This is a genomic window from Acinetobacter sp. 1207_04, assembly GCF_052850415.1.
Genome location: NZ_VXCQ01000013.1, coordinates 67926 through 87103 on the forward strand (window position 1 = coordinate 67926; position 19178 = coordinate 87103).

20 protein-coding genes and 1 pseudogene are annotated in these 19178 nt (G+C 32.6%); 13 read left to right on the forward strand and 8 right to left on the reverse strand.

The annotated features are described in order from the left end of the window. Positions 1-6 precede the first annotated feature (6 nt). The 6 genes from FW754_RS12570 (at position 7) to lysM (ending at position 3720) form a co-directional block, all read left to right on the forward strand. The gene (locus FW754_RS12570; RefSeq protein WP_409511145.1) at positions 7-570 is read left to right on the forward strand and encodes a YceD family protein; all 564 of its coding nucleotides are present in this window, start codon (positions 7-9) and stop codon (positions 568-570) included. Between the two features lie 74 nt (positions 571-644). After that, positions 645-830: a 50S ribosomal protein L32 gene (gene rpmF, locus FW754_RS12575; protein ID WP_409511146.1), complete on the forward strand. Its 186-nt coding sequence runs from the start codon at positions 645-647 to the stop codon at positions 828-830. Positions 831-997: 167 nt separating this feature from the next. Then, a complete protein-coding gene (gene fabD / locus FW754_RS12580; protein WP_446324827.1) occupies positions 998-1984 on the forward strand; it encodes an ACP S-malonyltransferase in 987 nt (328 codons plus the stop codon). Then, on the forward strand, positions 1981-2715 hold the full coding sequence (gene fabG / locus FW754_RS12585; protein ID WP_419347621.1) for a 3-oxoacyl-ACP reductase FabG: 735 nt from the start codon (positions 1981-1983) through the stop codon (positions 2713-2715). Before fabD ends, fabG begins: the two co-directional genes overlap by 4 nt. An 84-nt stretch (positions 2716-2799) precedes the next feature. Then, the gene (acpP, locus tag FW754_RS12590) at positions 2800-3036 is read left to right on the forward strand and encodes an acyl carrier protein (protein WP_004651013.1); all 237 of its coding nucleotides are present in this window, start codon (positions 2800-2802) and stop codon (positions 3034-3036) included. A gap of 210 nt (positions 3037-3246) precedes the next feature. Then, positions 3247-3720, forward strand: a complete 474-nt coding sequence (lysM, locus tag FW754_RS12595; RefSeq protein ID WP_409511149.1) for a peptidoglycan-binding protein LysM — start codon at positions 3247-3249, stop codon at positions 3718-3720. A gap of 448 nt (positions 3721-4168) precedes the next feature. Here lysM and FW754_RS12600 read toward each other — a convergent pair whose 3' ends face one another. The 7 genes from FW754_RS12600 to FW754_RS12630 form a co-directional block, all read right to left on the reverse strand. Further along, entirely contained in the window at positions 4169-4780 is a 612-nt protein-coding gene (locus FW754_RS12600; protein ID WP_446324828.1) for a DUF805 domain-containing protein, read from the reverse strand. Between the two features lie 441 nt (positions 4781-5221). Continuing rightward, on the reverse strand, positions 5222-7150 hold the full coding sequence (locus FW754_RS12605; RefSeq protein ID WP_446324829.1) for a TniQ family protein: 1929 nt from the start codon (positions 7148-7150) through the stop codon (positions 5222-5224). An 11-nt stretch (positions 7151-7161) separates the two neighbouring features. Further along, positions 7162-8118, reverse strand: coding sequence for a TniB family NTP-binding protein (locus FW754_RS12610; RefSeq protein WP_446324830.1), 957 nt, complete (start codon positions 8116-8118; stop codon positions 7162-7164). Then, entirely contained in the window at positions 8108-9970 is a 1863-nt protein-coding gene (locus FW754_RS12615) for a Mu transposase C-terminal domain-containing protein (protein WP_446324831.1), read from the reverse strand. Before FW754_RS12615 ends, FW754_RS12610 begins: the two co-directional genes overlap by 11 nt. A gap of 9 nt (positions 9971-9979) precedes the next feature. After that, complete coding sequence (locus tag FW754_RS12620; protein ID WP_446324832.1) at positions 9980-10693, reverse strand: hypothetical protein; 714 nt, start codon at positions 10691-10693, stop codon at positions 9980-9982. Positions 10694-10829: 136 nt separating this feature from the next. Continuing rightward, the gene (locus tag FW754_RS12625) at positions 10830-11024 is read right to left on the reverse strand and encodes a DNA-binding protein (protein ID WP_171499529.1); all 195 of its coding nucleotides are present in this window, start codon (positions 11022-11024) and stop codon (positions 10830-10832) included. A gap of 171 nt (positions 11025-11195) precedes the next feature. Beyond that, positions 11196-11675, reverse strand: coding sequence for a hypothetical protein (locus FW754_RS12630; protein ID WP_446324833.1), 480 nt, complete (start codon positions 11673-11675; stop codon positions 11196-11198). Positions 11676-11767: 92 nt separating this feature from the next. On the opposite strand from FW754_RS12630, the gene FW754_RS12635 reads away from it, so the two are divergent. Both FW754_RS12635 and FW754_RS12640 read left to right on the forward strand, forming a co-directional pair. After that, complete coding sequence (locus tag FW754_RS12635) at positions 11768-11974, forward strand: helix-turn-helix domain-containing protein (protein WP_446324852.1); 207 nt, start codon at positions 11768-11770, stop codon at positions 11972-11974. Between the two features lie 187 nt (positions 11975-12161). Next, positions 12162-12332: an acetyltransferase gene (locus FW754_RS12640; RefSeq protein ID WP_446324834.1), complete on the forward strand. Its 171-nt coding sequence runs from the start codon at positions 12162-12164 to the stop codon at positions 12330-12332. 140 nt (positions 12333-12472) lie between these two features. Here FW754_RS12640 and FW754_RS12645 read toward each other — a convergent pair. Further along, positions 12473-13613 (reverse strand): annotated as a pseudogene (locus FW754_RS12645) (IS3 family transposase). Positions 13614-13886: 273 nt separating this feature from the next. On the opposite strand from FW754_RS12645, the gene FW754_RS12650 reads away from it, so the two are divergent. The 5 genes from FW754_RS12650 to FW754_RS12670 all read left to right on the forward strand — a co-directional run bounded on the left by FW754_RS12650 (position 13887) and on the right by FW754_RS12670 (position 19150). Further along, entirely contained in the window at positions 13887-14018 is a 132-nt protein-coding gene (locus tag FW754_RS12650) for a hypothetical protein (protein WP_446324835.1), read from the forward strand. Positions 14019-14031: 13 nt separating this feature from the next. Then, complete coding sequence (locus FW754_RS12655) at positions 14032-15033, forward strand: CBASS cGAMP-activated phospholipase (protein ID WP_446324836.1); 1002 nt, start codon at positions 14032-14034, stop codon at positions 15031-15033. Between the two features lie 206 nt (positions 15034-15239). Further along, positions 15240-16493 carry a CBASS cGAMP synthase gene (locus FW754_RS12660; protein WP_446324837.1) on the forward strand — a complete coding sequence of 418 codons (1254 nt, stop codon included), beginning with the start codon at positions 15240-15242 and terminating at the stop codon, positions 16491-16493. A 67-nt stretch (positions 16494-16560) separates the two neighbouring features. Then, complete coding sequence (locus FW754_RS12665) at positions 16561-18636, forward strand: ThiF family adenylyltransferase (RefSeq protein WP_446324838.1); 2076 nt, start codon at positions 16561-16563, stop codon at positions 18634-18636. A 1-nt stretch (position 18637) separates the two neighbouring features. Further along, positions 18638-19150: a Mov34/MPN/PAD-1 family protein gene (locus tag FW754_RS12670; protein ID WP_446324839.1), complete on the forward strand. Its 513-nt coding sequence runs from the start codon at positions 18638-18640 to the stop codon at positions 19148-19150. The last annotated feature ends 28 nt before the right edge of the window (positions 19151-19178 follow it).

Below are 19178 nucleotides of genomic sequence, written 5' to 3' on the forward strand. Positions count from 1 at the left end.
TAAATTATGTCAGCAAATACCTTTCCGGCACAGATTGAGCCGTTTAAATGGGCCGAACAAGGCTACGCATGGGCAGGAACACTGCCTTTGTCTCGTTTTGTTCGAATTACCCGTGAAGCTGTTGGATCAATTGATAATCAATTGATTACCATAGACTGTAAGCTATCAATGGATGCGTATCATCGTATCATTTGGCTAGATGGTCATGTAGAAACGCAAGTTCCAGTGGAATGCCAACGTTGTTTGGATTCAGTTGAAATTTCGTTATCTTCAGACTTCCATCTTGCACTTGTTGATGATGAGTCACTGATAGAGCGCTTGGATGAGGATGCTGATTTCATCGTCTTAGGTGAAAGTGAAGCTACAACGAAGGGGGATTATTTAACCAATACCTCACCGACTGTAGATTTACTCGCACTTATAGAAGATGAATTATTATTGTTGATGCCTTTGTCTCCTAAGCATGACGTTTGTGAGCATAAGCATCAACCAGTTGTTCAGGACACTGTAGAAGAAAAACAGGATAACCCGTTTGATATTCTTGCAGGTCTAAAAGGTAAACTTAACTGATTTTTATGTTATACTGCCGAGTTAAGACAACCGACTTTGTTCTGATCCATTTTTTCGATTTGTAAGGAGCCATCATGGCCGTTCAGCAAAACCGTAAAAGTCGCTCTCGCCGTGACATGCGCCGTTCACATGACGCTTTAACCGAGAATGCATTAACTGTAGACCAAACTACGGGTGAGACTCATCGTCGTCACCACGTAACTAAAGACGGTTTCTACCGTGGTCGTCAATTGTTCGCTAAAGCAACTGCTGCTGAATAATTGAAACAGCATTAAGCGTAAGCTTAGTGAAAAATTGGGAGCGAAAGCTCCCTTTTTTTGTTTGTAAAATCTGCTTTTTTTGTTGTATTTCGCAATTAAAATAATTTTTATTTACTGTAGAATTGCCGCATCGGAAACGAGCAAAGATTAAATAAGGGACTTTTTATATGTCTGCTAAACGACTCGAGCAAGCGGCTCAAGCGACTAAAACTGCATTTTTGTTCCCAGGACAGGGCTCACAAAAAATCGGGATGCTTGCAGAGCTTGCTGAACAGTTTGCTGTGGTAGGTGAAACTTTTGCGGAAGCTTCTGAAGCATTGGGTTATGACTTATGGCACATTGCGCAAAGTGGAGAAGGTCTCGATCAGACTGAAAATACACAACCTGTGCTTTTAACAGCAAGTATTGCATTATGGCGTGTATGGTTAGATTTAGGTGGTGTTGCACCAAAATACCTTGCAGGTCATTCACTTGGTGAATACAGTGCATTGGTTGCGGCAAATGCAATGACACTGACAGATGCTGTGAAGTTGGTTCATTTACGTGGCAAGTTGATGCAATCGGCTGTACCACAAGGTCAAGGTGCGATGGCAGCAATTTTGGGTCTGGATGATGCCAAAGTGCTTGAACTCTGCGCGCAAGCAAGTGTTGATGGACAAGGTTCTATCGATGCTGCAAATTACAATGCACAAGGTCAAGTTGTTGTTGCTGGTGATAAAGCCAAAGTAGAAGCAGTCATGGTGGCAGCGAAAGAGAGTGGTGGTAAAGCTATTGCACTGCCTGTCTCTGTTCCATCGCATTGCTCACTGATGAAGCCAGCAGCAGAAAAGTTTGCAGAAGCGTTGGAACAAACTGCCATTGAGATGCCATCTATTCCTGTATTACAAAATGTCAACGCTGTGATTGCGACTGATGTCGCGCAATTACGTCAAAATTTAACTGCGCAACTTTATCAATCTGTGCAGTGGACGAAGACAATGCAATATTTACAGGATCAAGGAATTCAGTATGTTGCAGAGTGCGGCCCTGGTAATGTATTGAGCAATCTTGCAAAACGATTGCCGAATATTGAAAAAGCTCTTCCTTTGGATACGCAAAGCCGTATGGAAGATGCATTGAATGCCATTCTAGTGGCAGAAGGAAAAATTGCATGACGCAAGAACGTAAAGTTGCACTTGTTACAGGTGCAAGCCGAGGGATTGGCGCAGCCATTGCTCAGCAGCTTATTTTAGACGGTTATTTTGTTGTTGGTACGGCAACTTCTGAATCAGGTGCAGAAAAACTTTCTGTATCATTTGCTGATCAGGGTGTGGGTGCTGTACTTGATGTGCGTGATGGTGCTGCAATTGATGCCTTAGTATCAGACATAGAACAAAAATATGGTTCAGTAATGGTTTTGGTGAATAATGCCGGCATTACCAAAGACAATTTATTGCTTCGTATGTCTGAAGATGATTGGGATGACATTCTCAATATTCATTTGAAAGCGGTGTTCCGTTTGTCTAAACGTGTATTGAAGGGTATGACTAAAGCGCGTTTCGGTCGCATCATCAACATTAGTTCTGTGGTTGCACATTTTGCTAACCCAGGACAAGCAAACTATTCTGCTGCCAAAGCAGGGATTGAGGCATTTAGCCGCAGCCTTGCAAAAGAAATGGGTAGTCGTCAGATTACTGTAAATAGTATTGCACCAGGCTTTATTGCAACAGAAATGACTGAACAACTTAGCGAAGAGATTCGTAAAAAAATGAGTGATCAGGTTGCATTAAGTCGTTTTGGTGAGACACAAGACATTGCCAATGCGGTGAGTTTCTTAGCTTCTGACAAGGCAAGTTACATCACAGGTACAGTGTTACATGTAAATGGTGGTTTATACATGGCTTAATGCGATGTGTAAACTTTGAAAATTTTTAAAATTCAATTAAACTAGTGGCAATTATAAACGCCACAAGCAATGAGGAGAATTCCTGTGAGCGATATCGAACTACGCATTAAACAAGCGGTTGCTGAACAACTTGGTCTTAAAGCTGAAGAAATCAAAAACGAAGCATCTTTCATGGATGACTTAGGTGCTGATTCTTTAGATCTAGTTGAGCTTGTTATGTCTTTCGAAAATGACTTTGACATTACAATTCCAGATGAAGATTCTAACGAAATCACAACTGTTCAATCTGCAATTGACTATGTTTCTAAAAAACTTGGTTAATTGTTAGATTTCAGCCTGTGCTGAATTGAAAGCCACCGTAAGGTGGCTTTTTATTTTAAAATCATAAATTTAATACATACTTGTTTACATATTGTTACGTTTGTTTTACCAATGAGAACAACTTTCAGTATATTTTTTAGATATAAAAATAGAGTCATAATTTTTATAACACTTCAATAAACACAGCTAAATACACAACGGAGAATAACAATGGGTCTTTTTGATTTTATTAAAGGCATTGGTAAAAAAAATACAGCACCTGCAGAAACTCAAGCTGCACCAGCAACTCCTTTAGAGCCATCAGCGCAAGAAATCGCAAACAAGCTTTTAGGGCACATTAAAGCATTGGGCTTACCTGTAACAGGATTATCTGTTAGCTATAATGGCGCATCAGACTTGGCGACCATTGCGGGTCAAGTACAGACTCAAGCAGATAAAGAAAAAATTATTCTTGCGGTGGGTAATATTGATCATGTGGCACAGGTCGATGATCAGATGACAGTGGTGGCACCAGAGCCTGAAAGTAAGTTTTATACAGTAAAATCAGGTGATAATCTTTCTAAAATTTCGAAAGAGTTTTATGGTGATGCAAACCAATACAATAAGATTTTTGAAGCAAATCGTCCATTGTTGAAAAATGCAGATGATATTTTTCCAGGTCAGGTATTACGTATTCCTGCATAAGCATGGTTGAATATTAGTATTTTTATAACGTATTGATTAAATAAAAGAATGTACATGAATTTGTACATTCTTTTTTGTTTTGATTAAAAATAATAAGAATCACTTATTTTAAGTTTTATTTTTTGATGTGCAAGTACTCCATATTTATTCTTTTTTAGAAGTGGTGCTACGTGCTAACCAAATAATGAGGCAGTACCCGCCGATAATGGTAAAAATAACAGGTGCTATCAACCTGATTGATCAATGCTATGTGGCTACGACAAGCCTTGGAGTTGTTATTTTTAGTTTGGTACGATTAAAATTAATGCCCAAAAATAATCTCGGTATTATTTAGTGTGGAATAGTCTGAAATACCACCTTTCATGAATCTGTATAAATTTATAGTATTATACTATGAGTATTGAAAAAACAGCGTAATCCATGCAGGTTTTACGCTGTTGAAATAGTTTTATTTCGCAGGTTTTCCCCATTGATTTGTTTCAGGTTTTGTTTCTGTTGCGAACCATACAATAAGTAGAATAGCTCCTATAAGTGGAATAAGGCAAATTAAGTACCACCATCCTGACTTCCCAATATCGTGTAGGCGGCGAACTGAAACCGCTAAGGATGGGATAAATAGGGCTAATGCTGTTAGCATGTAAAGTACTGAGGGTTTTTTGAAAATAATAGAATCAATCACGCTTGCGATAAGTATTACACCAAATTGTACAAGAATGAAAAACCAATATTCTTTGCGACGAGCACGTCCCGAAAAATTTGCGTAATTTTTTAAACTTTTAACAAACCAATCAATTGGATTGTATTGTTCTTCATGTTTATTTTGGTCAGATAGTTTATTGAGTTGATCTGATATTTGATTGATTGGGCTATTATGATTGATCGCTACATAAATCTGTGTTGCATTGCCTTGCGCATCAATATTGAAATCAACACGATCTCCACGTGTTGGTGCACGTTGTCCTTGCCATTCTGAACCGCTGAAATTGTAGCGTTGTTGGTCATCGCCACTAATTACACCTGTATTGGTTTGAATTGCATAATCTAGAATAGTACCTTGCATATTTTCCTCATTATTTTCACTGTTATAAATGTTTGAATGTTAAATTTAATTATTTTACATTTGAATGTAGGTGGATATTTAATCTGAATATTAGCATGAAAATTAGTCAATAAAATCAACTTAATTGTGCTTTGAAATGCAAAAATTAAAAATTTAGGTTGAGATATAAATGGCACTAATTTTTTTATTTATTTTTATTGAGTTTGTTGTGGAAAAAATCAATTGATATTGACCATATTTTTTATTTATACTGAATGATAAAACCGCCATTTTTGGCGGTTTTATTAATAATATCGTAAGACGACAAATGAAATTTCTTTTTTCAGAGATATATTCAATAGCTTACGTTCAAATGCGACTTTTAGAATTTCATTAAACGACATATAAGTTTTCATAAATAATAGAAAACGTCATATAACTTTTCATTTATTGATTTTCTTATTAAAAACCATGTTTAGGTTTTATTGCATAAACATCAATTTTTAGAAAAAGACGAACTTTTTTTTCATTTCCAAAGTAATAAGCCTCTATCAGGCCTTGCGAGTGTAAGTTTGTTATGTGTTGATGAGACATACCTAGGAATTTACTTGCTTCAACGCCCGTAAAATAGTTTTCTTTCAATTTCTTTATCTCATTTAAAGTATCTCTTTGAACATATTTACCAATTTTAAGATCAATTATGTTTAAAAAATTTGTATCAATCCAATATTTTTTCAACCAATTTGGCGGACAATTAAGTAGGCAAGATACTTCGCTCAAATTGATATAGTCACCACTATTAAGAATATTATTAACATAATTTATTGATGCTTCTGATATATAAAAAGATTGAAGAAGAGATCTTTTATGTGATTTTAATATTTTGCAATGAACCAGTTTTTTAACTTCCTTTATGGATATTTTTAGTTTTAAAGAAGTAACTTCTAGTTCATTGGTATCTTTTTGATTCATATAAGCTTTACTGCCAAAGCCTCTCTCATAATTTTTAATTGATTTAATTAAATCTTGAGTCAGATGCTGTACGTCATTTCGTCTAAAAACATCAATTTTAACATCATCTATAAATGGTCCATGTATAGGTTTAATCCCGATTGAATTCAGTTTAGCTGTAAGATACTGAGTAAGAACATCCAAATCTTTTGCTAGGCGATTGACAGTGATATATTCCTGATTAAATTTTATTAGATCATCTTTGCTTAGGACAGTATATGGACGATTGTTTTTGTAAATTATCTGTTTTTGTATAAGTCTATCTGTTGAGAAAAGCTTACCAGCCAATTCATAGTAAATTCCAAGAATTTCGGAGGCTTCTTTTAATGTCAAATAAACAGAATCTTGTTTTTGAGATTCAAGAGGAGCAGTTAAATTTCCTAATAAAAAACTATTTACCTTTTTAGCAGAGAAGCCATTATCATTTTTTAAAAATGAAAAATAATTTTCATCTAATTTTGCTCTATTAGCACCTATTAAAATTGCGGTTGTCCTTTTTGTTAAAATAAAATCTTCATCAATTTCTTTGAATTTAGAATAATTAAAACTATATTTTTCAGTTAATTCTAACGCAAATTTTTGTATATTTTTTTGCATAGAAGTTAGGAAGTGAACTAAGAGTAATTTAGGATGACCAATTAGCCGATTTTTATAGATGATTTTATTAAAAATTTCTTCTGCTTTAGTTTGATTTGTAAAAAATAAATAGGTTAATAATATTGGAGGTTCATCCATAGCAAAGTGTTTAAAAGTAATATAGGTAGATTGAATAGATGAAAGAAAAATTTTAATTGATTTCATTAACTCTAAATTAGTTGATGATAATTGTTCTAAAAACCATTGATTTGCTTGTATTTCATTGTCTAAAATATTTTCATGAAGTTGATTGTTAAAGACTTTATTGCATTTATAGCATTCATTAATTTTTTTACGGTTTGCACTAATAGTATGATGACAATAGTTACATTCAGTTATCAATTTTGTTTGATGAATTATACAACAAGTTAAGTGTTTTAATAACCATTCTGTTTTTAATATACCATTGTCATTGATACACTCAGTGCATAGTTTTGAGCCATCTGCACAAAAGAATTGATAAGAAATTGGCTGAGCTTTCCATACACGTTGTGATCTTTTCGTTGGACCATATATGCTTGGAATGATACTGATATTAGATTTGCAAATACCTAATTTTATAACTATTTTTTCAAATTTTTCTTGATCACTTAACATGCTATTTAAGCTTTTAGTATGTACTGGAAAACCATAAGCATTTAAAAATGATGTAAGAGATGTATAGCCATTTTCAAAAGATGCTCGAAGTAACAGGCTCGCAGCTGATTCACTTGGAAGTGATTTAGGTATATATAAAAGTGTCATATTCTATCTAATTAGTGAATTGATTTGTAAAAACTGAAAAGCTCTTTTTCAGACATAATAAAAGGGTTAGTTGTTGATAGACGTACTGAGCTAGTAATATCAGTTTCCCACGCTTTAGAAAAATGCTCAGTATTCAATACTATAGAACTAGTACTTAATTGAAAAAACAGTGCGCGCTTTATCAATGACATTAAAAAATCGTGATAGCCAGCTGTCGCAATAAATAACATTAATACAAACTTGTCCTGCGCTAGATCCTCCGTAGAAATTTGCATTTCATTTCTAATAAACTCTTGAACTTGATAAACAAATGGTTTGATATGTGTTTTTTCTGGATCATTACTAATTGTTAATGGGTTTAAATAAAATTGATCTTTATAGCGTCGACTTTGTTGACTATCACGTAAAAATAAATCTACATATTCTGGTAATGAAACAAGGCAGATACAAATCTTATTTGCATCACCTAAAGTTTTGATCCAATTCGCAATATTTTCATTGGTTGTAGTATGTTTTTTGTGTGATGATTCTGTTGAATATACATGATGGAATTCATCAAAAATTATTAACTTTGTTTTACTGATTTTTAATTTTTGAGCTAGTCTTATATATCTATCAAATGCTGTCCCACCTGAAGGATTAATATCACCGAGCTTCTGCAGCATTAGTTTTGTTAAATTATCGATATTCGTCTTGGCTGGTATTTGAATATAAAAAGCAGGTTTAATGACTATTGAATAACCCTCATGGGAAATGATTTCATCAGTAAACTTTTCTAGTATTTTATTACATATAGTAGTTTTACCGAGCCCACCCTCAGCGACTAGAAGGCAATTAATTGATTTATTAGGTGAAAATAGAGTTTCCTCCCAACATCTAAAAATTCCATCAATCGCATTTTTATACTCTTTATGAGTAATAATACAATAATCTAGCTTTGCTATAGTCGATAAAATTTTAGTATTCATAAGAATCTCCATCTAGTGACTCATATGAGAACTCATCGAAATTTCCAAATTCTATCTTTTCAGTAATTGATTGATTATTCAATATTATTTTTTTTGATGGACTGGCTTGTGGAGGTTCTAAAAATTTTAATGGATCATGTGAATCAATGAATTTTTTTCGATTAAGTTTATTCTGTTTTTTATAGCTCATAATTAGTTTATTTAAGGTAATACGTGCTAAAACATTTTCAGAAAATGGATAATTTTTTAGATCTTGTTCTTTTATACGTTTTTTTATATTTTGTGCCACAATATGATCATCTAGTGTAAGGTTAGATGTATATTGTGGATCGGTCGAAATTGCTTCAATTATTTCATTATTTTTAGCTGTTTTCACATAGATTTTACTTAGATCCGATTCATTTACGTAAATCGTTATTTTTCTCGATTTTTTATTTTCAAGTGTTCTAAGTGCATGAGAATAGTAAAATAAATTTTCATATTGAATTTGACCATTAGATATCATTCTAAAATAAGGGATTCGGCAAATAAAATCTGCATATTCTTCATCAATTATAATTGGACGATATGATTTTATAGCTTCATTGTATTTAGCAATAGGCACTCGTTTAATTCCAGAGTGTACACTTTTATGATATATATCAATCCAATTTAAAATGCATTCTTTAGCTTGAGGTAGGGTCAAAGAAGCAAATTTTTTAGATTCATATTCTTCAACACGAAACCTATTTGAGAAGGTTGTTCCATCAATTTTCTGTATGAAGTTATGAGCTAATGTTCTAAAAAAACGCTCTATGTAAGGTTTATTATCAGGCGTCTTTACTTGTGATGGTTTGAGCGTTATTTGAAGTTCTCTAGCTAGTGCTAGAACTGAATTATTTATAAATTCTGATCCGTTGTCTGGAATGACTATATCTGGTACACCGAATGTAGTTACCATGTTTTTCATTGCTTGAAGTGTAGTGAATGAATTTGGTGGGCATTCAGATATGTAAAATCCTAAAATAATTCTTGTAAAGATATCTATAGCAACTGTGATCCAAGGTCTGCATCTTATTTCAAGAGTCTCATCATCGAGTATGATTAAATCAAGTTGATGAGAATCAATTTCTACTAAATTTAGAAAGCCTTCACTATTTATTTTTTGACCAGAAGCCTTGCAATTATTTTGTGCAAAACGAGTTGAATTTTTAGCTTTGTCTTTGCTAAATTGATCAAGATGATTTTTTTTTAAACGCTGAATTTGTCTTAAGCTATATAGTTCTTCTTTCGAATATGTCATTTGATTGTCATTCAAGTATTGAATCATTTCTCGATTTATATCGTCAGCACTATCCATAAATGGACTATGAAGAGTGTTTGTTAAAGCAATATTTAAAGCTTGATTTATAATTAGCGGCTTTCGAGAAGAAAGATTCCCTTTTCTCTGATCAGTTAAACTTCTTATGTCGAAATTACTTGATGTATATGCACGAATCCAATTAGAAAGTGTTCGAGTTGTGGGGGGAGATAGATCATTAATTTTTTGGGAAATTATAGCTATAACATTCTTTAGATTAGCTTGACTGTGAGGTGCTTGATTATTTTCTAAAGCTAGCTTTACATATTTGTACTTTTTGTTTAGTGCTTCATATACTTTGGAGTTTTTAAGAATTTTACTTTTACTAAAAGTAACAGTTATCAAATTTTCTTTAATAATTTCATCAAAAAAATCTCTAGGCCAATCTTTTCTTTTACCACCGATAACTGATGATATTCCAATTCTATCAAGGTAGATTGATACAATTTCATATTCACTATTTTTGTATATAAATTTCATGCCGAAGTGTGGTGTTATAAATAATTCTGTCATAATAAAAACTCAAATATCAATATTTGCTTGTATGTGTTTATAAAAAATCAAATAACAAATTTCATTGTATGAATATTTGTATTTTGATAAGTGGTTTAATAAAAATGTAAAATTTTTATTTATATCTTCTGTTAATATTTTTGCTAAATTTATTCTATCTTTATCTATATTGATGTTTTTCACATGTTTATAAATTCTTAGAATAGAGTTGACATCTTTATTGCTTGGTAAAGCTATTTCATCAAATATTTTATATTTAATGTTATATGATTTTAAAACTTGTTTGGTTATTTCTAGCTTCTCTATTTTTTCTTTCGAAAGCGATTTTAAATTTGATTTAACTTCATGTACTTCATAGTTATGTAAATTATTTAAAATCAAAAAATCTGGTATTGCATACATTGCATTTGAAAGGATGACTTTTAGAGCTTGAGTTCTATACTTGAGAACGCTTATATCACGCTCTAAATTTAGTGCATGCGCTAGCTCAAGTTGGCTTTCTAATGAAAAAGCTCCTCCATTTTTATAACTTGAAAAAATAACTGTGCGTTTGTTAAATGAACCGTGATGAATATTTCGGATACCGAGAAATTGCCCAGAAATGGTTATTGGTTTTTCAAAAGCCTCTTGTAGTTGAGTTTCTAAACAATTGGATATATTAAATTTTTTTCTATGGTTTGGTTTAAATCCCATTTTAGTAATCTCTAAAATAAATAAATGCATTTATCCTTCGACTGTAATTTCGAGTCGAATCTTGACTAATTAGTGCAATCAAGAGATACTAAAAACACCACATAGTTAGTGATCTCAGGATTGCAAACTGGTAGAGCGGATTCTATGAGTCCGCTTTATTTTTAATTCATGTTTCTTTCTCCTCTGGAATTAATCCAAGTTTAATCGCAATTCTTTTGCTTTCACCACGTCGTGGTAAGCGATTTGTATTTAAAATTCTATAAACTAAATCTCGTGAAAAGTTATGACGTAAACTCCATTCTGAGAGCGTCATTTTTGATTGCTCAAACTCTTTTCTAACCTGCTCTTTTGTCTTAATCATAACAATAATAATAAGAAAAATTTATATAAACTTATGTTCTTTTTTTTATTTTATCAAGTGTTTTTTTGAGTTTGTTATAAAAATTTAATAGAATATTAAATGTTTATTTTTATTTATTCGTTTTTTTATATTTATTATTATTTAATGTTTACTAATTGTTTATTTTATTTTTTAATAAGTGCAGTGCTGAAGGTTTTTAATAATATCTATGATTATTTCTTTCTCGTTATTAAGTTTGTTAATATTTTTTTTAATTAATGAAATATAATTATTAAAACAAAAATCAATGGTATTGATATTTTTCTTCATTATCTCTATATCTTTGATTTTACTATTTTTTATTATGATTTCTAATTGTAGTTCTTCTAATCGTTTTTCTAATGTTTCTTTTGCTTTTTTCTCGCAGTGATATTGCCTAAATTTAGCCAATTTTTGTGTTTCTGAGTAGAGTTTTTCATTATCTTCATAATGAATAATTAGATATTCATAATAAACTAACTCTTTGATTAAAGAGTACGTTTGTTGCTGAATTGAATCGGAATTTGGATTGATTTCTTGCCAAATTCGTTTTGGTCTAAATGCAAATAAAAGTGGATCATTTTCTATGATTTTTAGAAAATTTTCTTTTAGAGGATGATTGAACTCATTCATAAAGGGAGAACAGAATTTTAAAAGAGGATTATAGTCCGTGGATGTTTAATCCTCAAATAGTGATAGTTCTGTTTTTTGAGCATTTGATTCAAATGACAGAATTAGCAACAGCGTTAGGTCAAAACATACGCAAAGCAAGGAAAGAGAAAGACCTTTCACAAGAAAAGTTAGCATTGATGTGCGGACTTGATAGGAGCTATATGGGACGTATAGAAAGAGGGGAAGTAAATATAACGGTTTTAAAACTATATGAAATATCGAAAGTTTTAGAGGTTGATATTCGACTATTGCTTGTCTAATTCAAGATATACGATTTTATAGTTAGAAATTAGAATAATTTTTCTGATAATAGTCTGATGAGAATACTTATTGTTAATCTTTTGAACTATATTGGTTGTATACAGGCTCATATTTTTTAGAGGTAAGTTTGGCTTTTGATGAGTTTTTAGAATAAGCAACTATAAAGTTAATATCTGCGAGATTTATATGGAAAATTCAGTTAAAAAATATGGCGTTAAAATAGTTTCTCGTCCGAAAATAAAGGCTTCTAAAAAGCTTGATTTAACTGGTAAAGAGGGAGAGCAAATTGTTGAATATGAAACGAAATTGCTTCTAATTCGCCATAAAAAAGCATTCGAACGTTTAGCTGATTTATAGGATATTTAATTTGGTTTACATTTCAAGTTTATATTTTTTATAGGTAATTATTTTTAAGTAAGTATTGATATGTACTTTTCTGAGCGTGATCTGCTTGAAAGTACTGGACTGCTCCCAGTATCCTAGACATTGAAGTAGCCTCATTTTGAAGCTGCTTCAAAGGCTTCTGGACTCATTCCATCAAGATGCGAATGGCGCCTGATTCGATTGTAAAACATCTCGATGTAATCAAACACTTCTGCACGCGCCATTTCGCGTGTTTTATAGATTCTCTTTTTAATTCTTTCCTTCTTTAAGCTGCTAAAAAAGGATTCTGCAACAGCATTGTCCCAACAGTTCCCCCTTCGGCTCATGCTGGGAATCAAGTTATGCTTCTGGCAGAATTTCTGCCAGTCTCTGCTGCTATATTGTGAGCCTTGATCTGAATGTATGATTACAGATTCATTTGGCCTGCGTCGCCTCACTGCTATGAGTAGAGCATCAAGTACGATATCTTTGGCAAGAGTGGGTTTCTCATCGACCAACCAATGACTTTCCTCGAATATAAATCCAGAACAACAGCTAGATATAACCAACCTTGCCATGTGCGGATGTAAGTAATATCAGTCACCCAAGAGGTGTCTGGAGTGTTTACGACAAACTCTCGATTTAAATGGTTGTGTGGCACAATCTGAGGACGGCCTCGACCATAGCTTTTATGTTTCTTATACCCTCGTACAGCTGTAATACCATTGTTTTTCATGATCTTCAGTACACGATTAGGTCCACAACCTTCACCTAATTCTTTAAGGTCTAAAGTAATGCGTCTGTAATCATAGATACCATAGCTGGCATCATAAGAAGAACGAATGAGCTGTAATAAACGCTTGTCTTCAATGGTTCTACTTGATTCAGGTTCATGTAGCCAAGCGTAATAACCAGCTCGAGCGATCTTTAATACCCGACACATCGTTTTAATCTTAAAGTGATGACTGTATTCAAGGATAAACTGATACTTTACTCGGGCAGGCTTGCAAAGTACCTTGCGGCCTTTTTTAAGGTATCTCGTTCCTCTTCAGTCTGTTTAAGCTGACTTTTAAGGCGTAGGATTTCTTTTTTTGCTTCAAGCAGTTCATGTTCATCATGATTGTTGTGTAATGGATGAACAGCTTTAAGCCATTTATAAATACTGTGTTGTGATACACCTAAACGTTCTGCCACATCACTGACAGAATATCCTCTTTCAGTAATCAATTTTACAGCTTCATCTTTAAATTCTGGGGTATAACGTTGTCCACTCATAATGTTTTCTCCTATGCAAAAAGAATAGACCATATTTGTCTAGGAGAGTGGTGGCAGTCCAAAAGATGGTTATATGTGTCTAGAATTTTGGTGGCTATTCACACTAACTTATGTGATTGGCACTATAATTTTAAATTATAGGTATGATCTTATTAATAAATTTTAGATGTTAATAGCTTTTTTGCGACATGTTTTGTCGCTCTTGTTATTTTTTGTATTGTGTTAAATATTCATTTCATACATGCTATCTTTTCAAAGTAAAAAGGATAAAAAATGAGTTCTTTAGAACGTTTTAAAAAGATTGAGTTGCTAAAATCTGAATTATTTGAATTGAGCGCAAAGCTTTCAAATATGCAGGAACGGACTAAGAAAAATTTGGTTAAATCTACAAAACATGATGCGTAAGAGATAGTAAAAGATGGATAGATTCCAAATATTAGCTTTATCAGGTGGTGGTTACCGAGGGTTATATACCGCTACTGTTTTAAAAGAATTAGAGCAAGAAGCTAAGGATAATGGACATGATTCATTGGCTGAATGTTTTGATCTTATAACAGGAACATCTGTTGGAGGAATTGTTGCATTGGCTATAGCTTATGGGATAAGTGTTTCTGATATTGTTGATTTATTTAAATCTCATGGAAATAAAATTTTCAAACCTAAGCCATTTTATAATAAAACTGGTGCTAAATATTCAAATGAATCTTTAAAAGAGATATTAGAAGATTGGTTTGGAAATTCAATTTTAGGTGATCTTAAATGTCCTGTTGTTATACCTACAATAGATTTTACAAGGGGAAGCCCTGTGACACTAAAAACACCGCATCATGAAAATTTAAAACGAGATTGGAAAATGAAAATAGTTGATGTTGCTTTAGCAACTTCAGCAGCACCAACATATTTTCCACGACATGCCATTGGGCCAAATGAGTTTGTGGATGGAGGATTATTTGCAAATGATCCAAGCCTGGTGGGTTTACATGAAGCAGATTATATGTTTAAAAAAAACTTAGAAAATATTCATATTTTATCTATTGGAACCTTGTCTTCAAAAAAACAATTAAATCCTAGTACGAAAAAAGATGGTGGATATTTAGATTGGGGAGAGGGATCTATTTTAAAAGCAGCCCCTAATATCATTGACTTAGTTTTAAGTAGCCAACAGCAATTTATGGAACAAATGGTTAGACATAGAATGGATTCTTACCCGAATCACTTTTATAAAATTGATGAAAATATTGTTCAATCTTCTGCACAATTTATTGGCTTGGATGAGACAACTGATGCTGCAAGGCAGGTATTAGAAGGTAATGGAATTCAGTCAGCGAAAGTTGCTTTAGGGAAAGAATTTGTTCGTAGTTACTTTAAACAACCGAGCAGACAAAGAAAATGGTTTGATGGTCCGCAGAAAAACACTTAATTTTTTACATTATTTTTTGAAAGTGAAAATTGAGTATGTAAATACTGGTAAGTAATATTTATAATAATAATTACATACCAATTTTTTTAAATATTGTTATAAAAAACAAGTATTTATTTAAAATAATTAGTATCTAATACAGCTATGAAATTGTTTTAATAAGTTTTGAAAAATGATTCAAACTGAAACTAGGAGAAAATAAACTAATGCTTAGTCAACCATCATCAAATTTACATTTAGTGTATCAGGACGTAGACCAAGGCTATGCAAGTAAGCTATTACCTCCACCAAGCTTAGTTGACTTATTAAAACGTTGTCAGAAAAAAGTTAGAAATAAACTAGAACAAGCCTTAAAAGATGCATATGACGAAATGCCAAAATTTCGAGTACAAGGCTCTTTTGCATATGGAACATGTAATATCCCTGCTCAGCCAAACAAAGGTCAGGAACTTGATTTAGACTATGGTGCCTATTTACCAGTACGAGTATTTACTCTCAACGCGAATGGTGTTCCTGACTCTGCTGAAGAGGCTAAAAATTATATCGATATAACATTCGATGCTTTACAAGAATTATGTGAAGAGAATAATGGGTGGTCGCTCGAAAGAAAATCTAATTGTTTACGAATTTATGGCGTGGCGCCTCATGCACATATGGATGTTCCCTTATATGCTGTTCCAAATGAAATGTTTGATGAGATAAAAAGTCAACATGGCTTGGTAATGGATAGCATCCAGAAGAGTGTAACTGCATCCTTAGAGCAACAATATGAAGGTCGAAGTATTGGACTTGAAAGTTATGATTTCGATTTTATGGAGGCAATTTCTGAAAATGAATCTAAGATTGATCTTAGTAAAATTGAAATGATTCATATGGCAAAAGAGGATGGTACGTGGTTCCCATCAGACTGTGAAAAAGTACGAGACTGGTTTAAAAAACAATGTGAAAAATACCCAAATAGCGGCAGACAATTACGTTTTGTTGCTCGATATTTAAAAGGCTGGCGTGATCAACAATGGGAGGAGAAAGGGCCAACCTCTATTGTGCTTATGATTGCAGCCGTCAAAAATTATATTTATTGTAAAGGCCGAGATGATCTAGCTCTTTTATCAGTTACAGCAAATTTAGATTTTGTGTTAGCAAATGATATCCGTGTCGAGGACATGGAAGACCATGAAGGTGAGGATTTTAATCGTTCGAATCCTTCTCAACGAATAGAAAATGCCCAAGCTGCAAAAATGCTACACCGTAGTTTAAACATGTCTCAAAGTAATGCTTTAAATGATGCAAAATCATCTTTAGATATTTTGACGGGTTCATTTGGTTTACGTATTCCAAAAGATACGTCGTTAATTCGACAAGAACACCAGCAGTATCAAGACCCTATTGCTAAAGTAATTGAAGCACCAGCAATACAAAGAACCACATCAGTGCAACTTAAAAGTCAATCGAGTGGTTAAATAATATAATAATCTATTGCAGCTTAGTTAATGAAAGGCTGCAATAGAGTTTGATTTTGGTGAAATAGTGAAAACTAGTGAAATTAAGCAGCGTGTACTGTATTTTGATAGAGTAGATCAATATTTAGCGGAACTTGGCTTAAGTATGAATTATCTTCCAGAGCCAAATAATAGTATTTTTCCAAATATTACAAAAAAATCAATAATAGTAGATTCTTGGGTAGGAAGCCTTAATTTTGATATTTCAAAAAACTATAAGATTAAGGTTGAATTATTAATTCAAGTGGTTGATTGGAATTTTTTGACACTTCCCAAAATATATCTAAAAGGTCCTTTGTCAAAGGAGCTAGAAAAATTAATAGGCTTAGCTCATTTTTTTCCTATGCCTTATTATATTCCTCTAGAGGGACATACGGATTATTATTTAAATATTTGTTATAGCCTCCATAGCGAAATTTCACTACCTCGACATTATCCAGAAGTATTGATGGAATGGGTAATTAAACAATGCCATAAATTATTCGAAGAGTCATTGTTGAATACTTTTGTAAGAGATGCTGATATAAAGCGTGATCTTGATATTATGTGGCATCAATTAGGAATAATATTATATGGAAGTGAGATTGACTTTTCTATTAATAAGTCAGCAGATATTAATCTATTAATTGATAGAATTGAAGATCAGGTTAAAAAAGGAGAGAATATAGATTTAGGTGGACAAAAAGATCAAGAGTTGCTTCACCGATTTAGATCTGTATCTTTAAATTCTCAATCATATATACACAGAATTGAACCATCTCAAACAAAACTAGTTTTGTATAAGAGACCGGCACAATGGGAATCTAAAGATAAGCAAGTCATAAATAATTATCTTACTAGGTTTTTTGTTATCAATACAGATGGGGAAACTAATGTTTTACCAAGCCTAGAAATTTTTTCTAAGAGAATTTTTAATTACCAAAAAGAGCTCCATAGTAATAGAGACAATGTATATTTGTATAGTGGCCCTATATTAAGATTAATTGATCTAATTTTTTGGTTGAAAGTTTGGAATAAAAGTACTTTAAAAATATGGAAGGATATTTTCTTTGATTTGTTTGCAAGTGATGAAATTTTAACAAATAGGGAGCTCTATTTTTGTTTAATAATAGATACTACTCCTTTAGCATTTTGCATAACTTTTCCTGAAAGTTTAAAGAAGATTACATCTTATAAAATTATATCCAGTGAAATAAATAAACTAAGAAATTTAGATTTTTTAACAGATAACTGTTCAATTAACATTTTGTCTAAAATTGGAATTATTCCTTTATCAAGTCAAAATTTGACAGGGAATTATATTTTTAACAGGAATTTGAAAGGAATGAAACAGGAAAATCTATCTGCAAGAACTATCGTTGTTATTGGGGTTGGAGCAGTAGGTGGATATCTAACTCATAGCTTAGCACGACTTGGTGCAGGTTCTGAAGGTGGTGAACTAATTCTCATTGACGAGGATAGCTTATCTGAATCCAATGTGGGGCGTCATATTTTAGGTGAAAATTATATTTCAAAATCGAAAGTTGAGGCTCTTAAGGAACAACTAAAATTGGAACTCCCTCAATTGAATGTCAAAGTATACAATATAGGGGTTGAAAATTTTTTAAACACAAAAAGTAATAAATTCGATTTAAGTCAGGCAGATATTATTTTTGATGCTACAGCAAAAGCAGGTATTGGAGAGCTTTTATCTGAATGGAGAAGGGGTTTAGTATTTCCTCAACCTTGTTTTATACATGTATGGATAAGGGATAATGGGGAATGTGTTCAAGCATTATTGAATGCACCTACAAAAGACTTAAAACCTCAGTTTGCGTGTAGAAGTTGTTTACAGATAGCAGGTGGGAAGTTCTTACCACAATATGATGCATTACCAAACCATGAACCTACAGTTGCTTATGCTGCATGTAGTGATTTTACACCTTATGCTGTGTCGGCGAGTATGTCAGCTGCTTCCTTAGCAACAGATATGGTTCTAGATTATGTTAACGATAAAAGTTCACCCCGATATAGAACTCGTTATACAGAAAGATGGAGTGGCGCAAAGCTTGAGTCTGCTGATGTTGCAGTAGCTTTAGATTGTCCTTATTGTTCTGGTATTTGATATGAAAGGGTATAAGGCTTGGATACTTGAAAAAAATTATCAATATCAACAAGAAGAAGTGATTACCATCATACCAGAACATTTGTTCAATGAATTTAAAAATTGGAGGCAATTTAGATCAGATCAAGCTGAAGCGTGTGGAGTTATATATGGTGAAAGAAGAGGTAATCATTTTCTTGTTACAGGAATAACTCTTCCAATGATTACAGATATACGTTCAAGATATGCCTGTAAACGAAATGTAAGGGGGCATCAAGAAGTATTAGACCGATTACATAAACAAAGTAATGGAAAAATTCAGTATTTAGGTGAGTGGCATTCTCATCCACAAAAAATAGCTTTACCATCTCCTACTGACTTACGAGAGTGGGAAAACTCTTATGAATATCTTCATAAAGAACAAAATATGGATAAAATGCTATGTATAATTTTGGGGCTAGAAAAAGATTGGGTTGGAGTTTATATACAAGGACAATTACTTCCTGTTCATAAGGTTTTGATATTAAATAATTAAAAGGTGTAAATTTTAAACTGATATCATA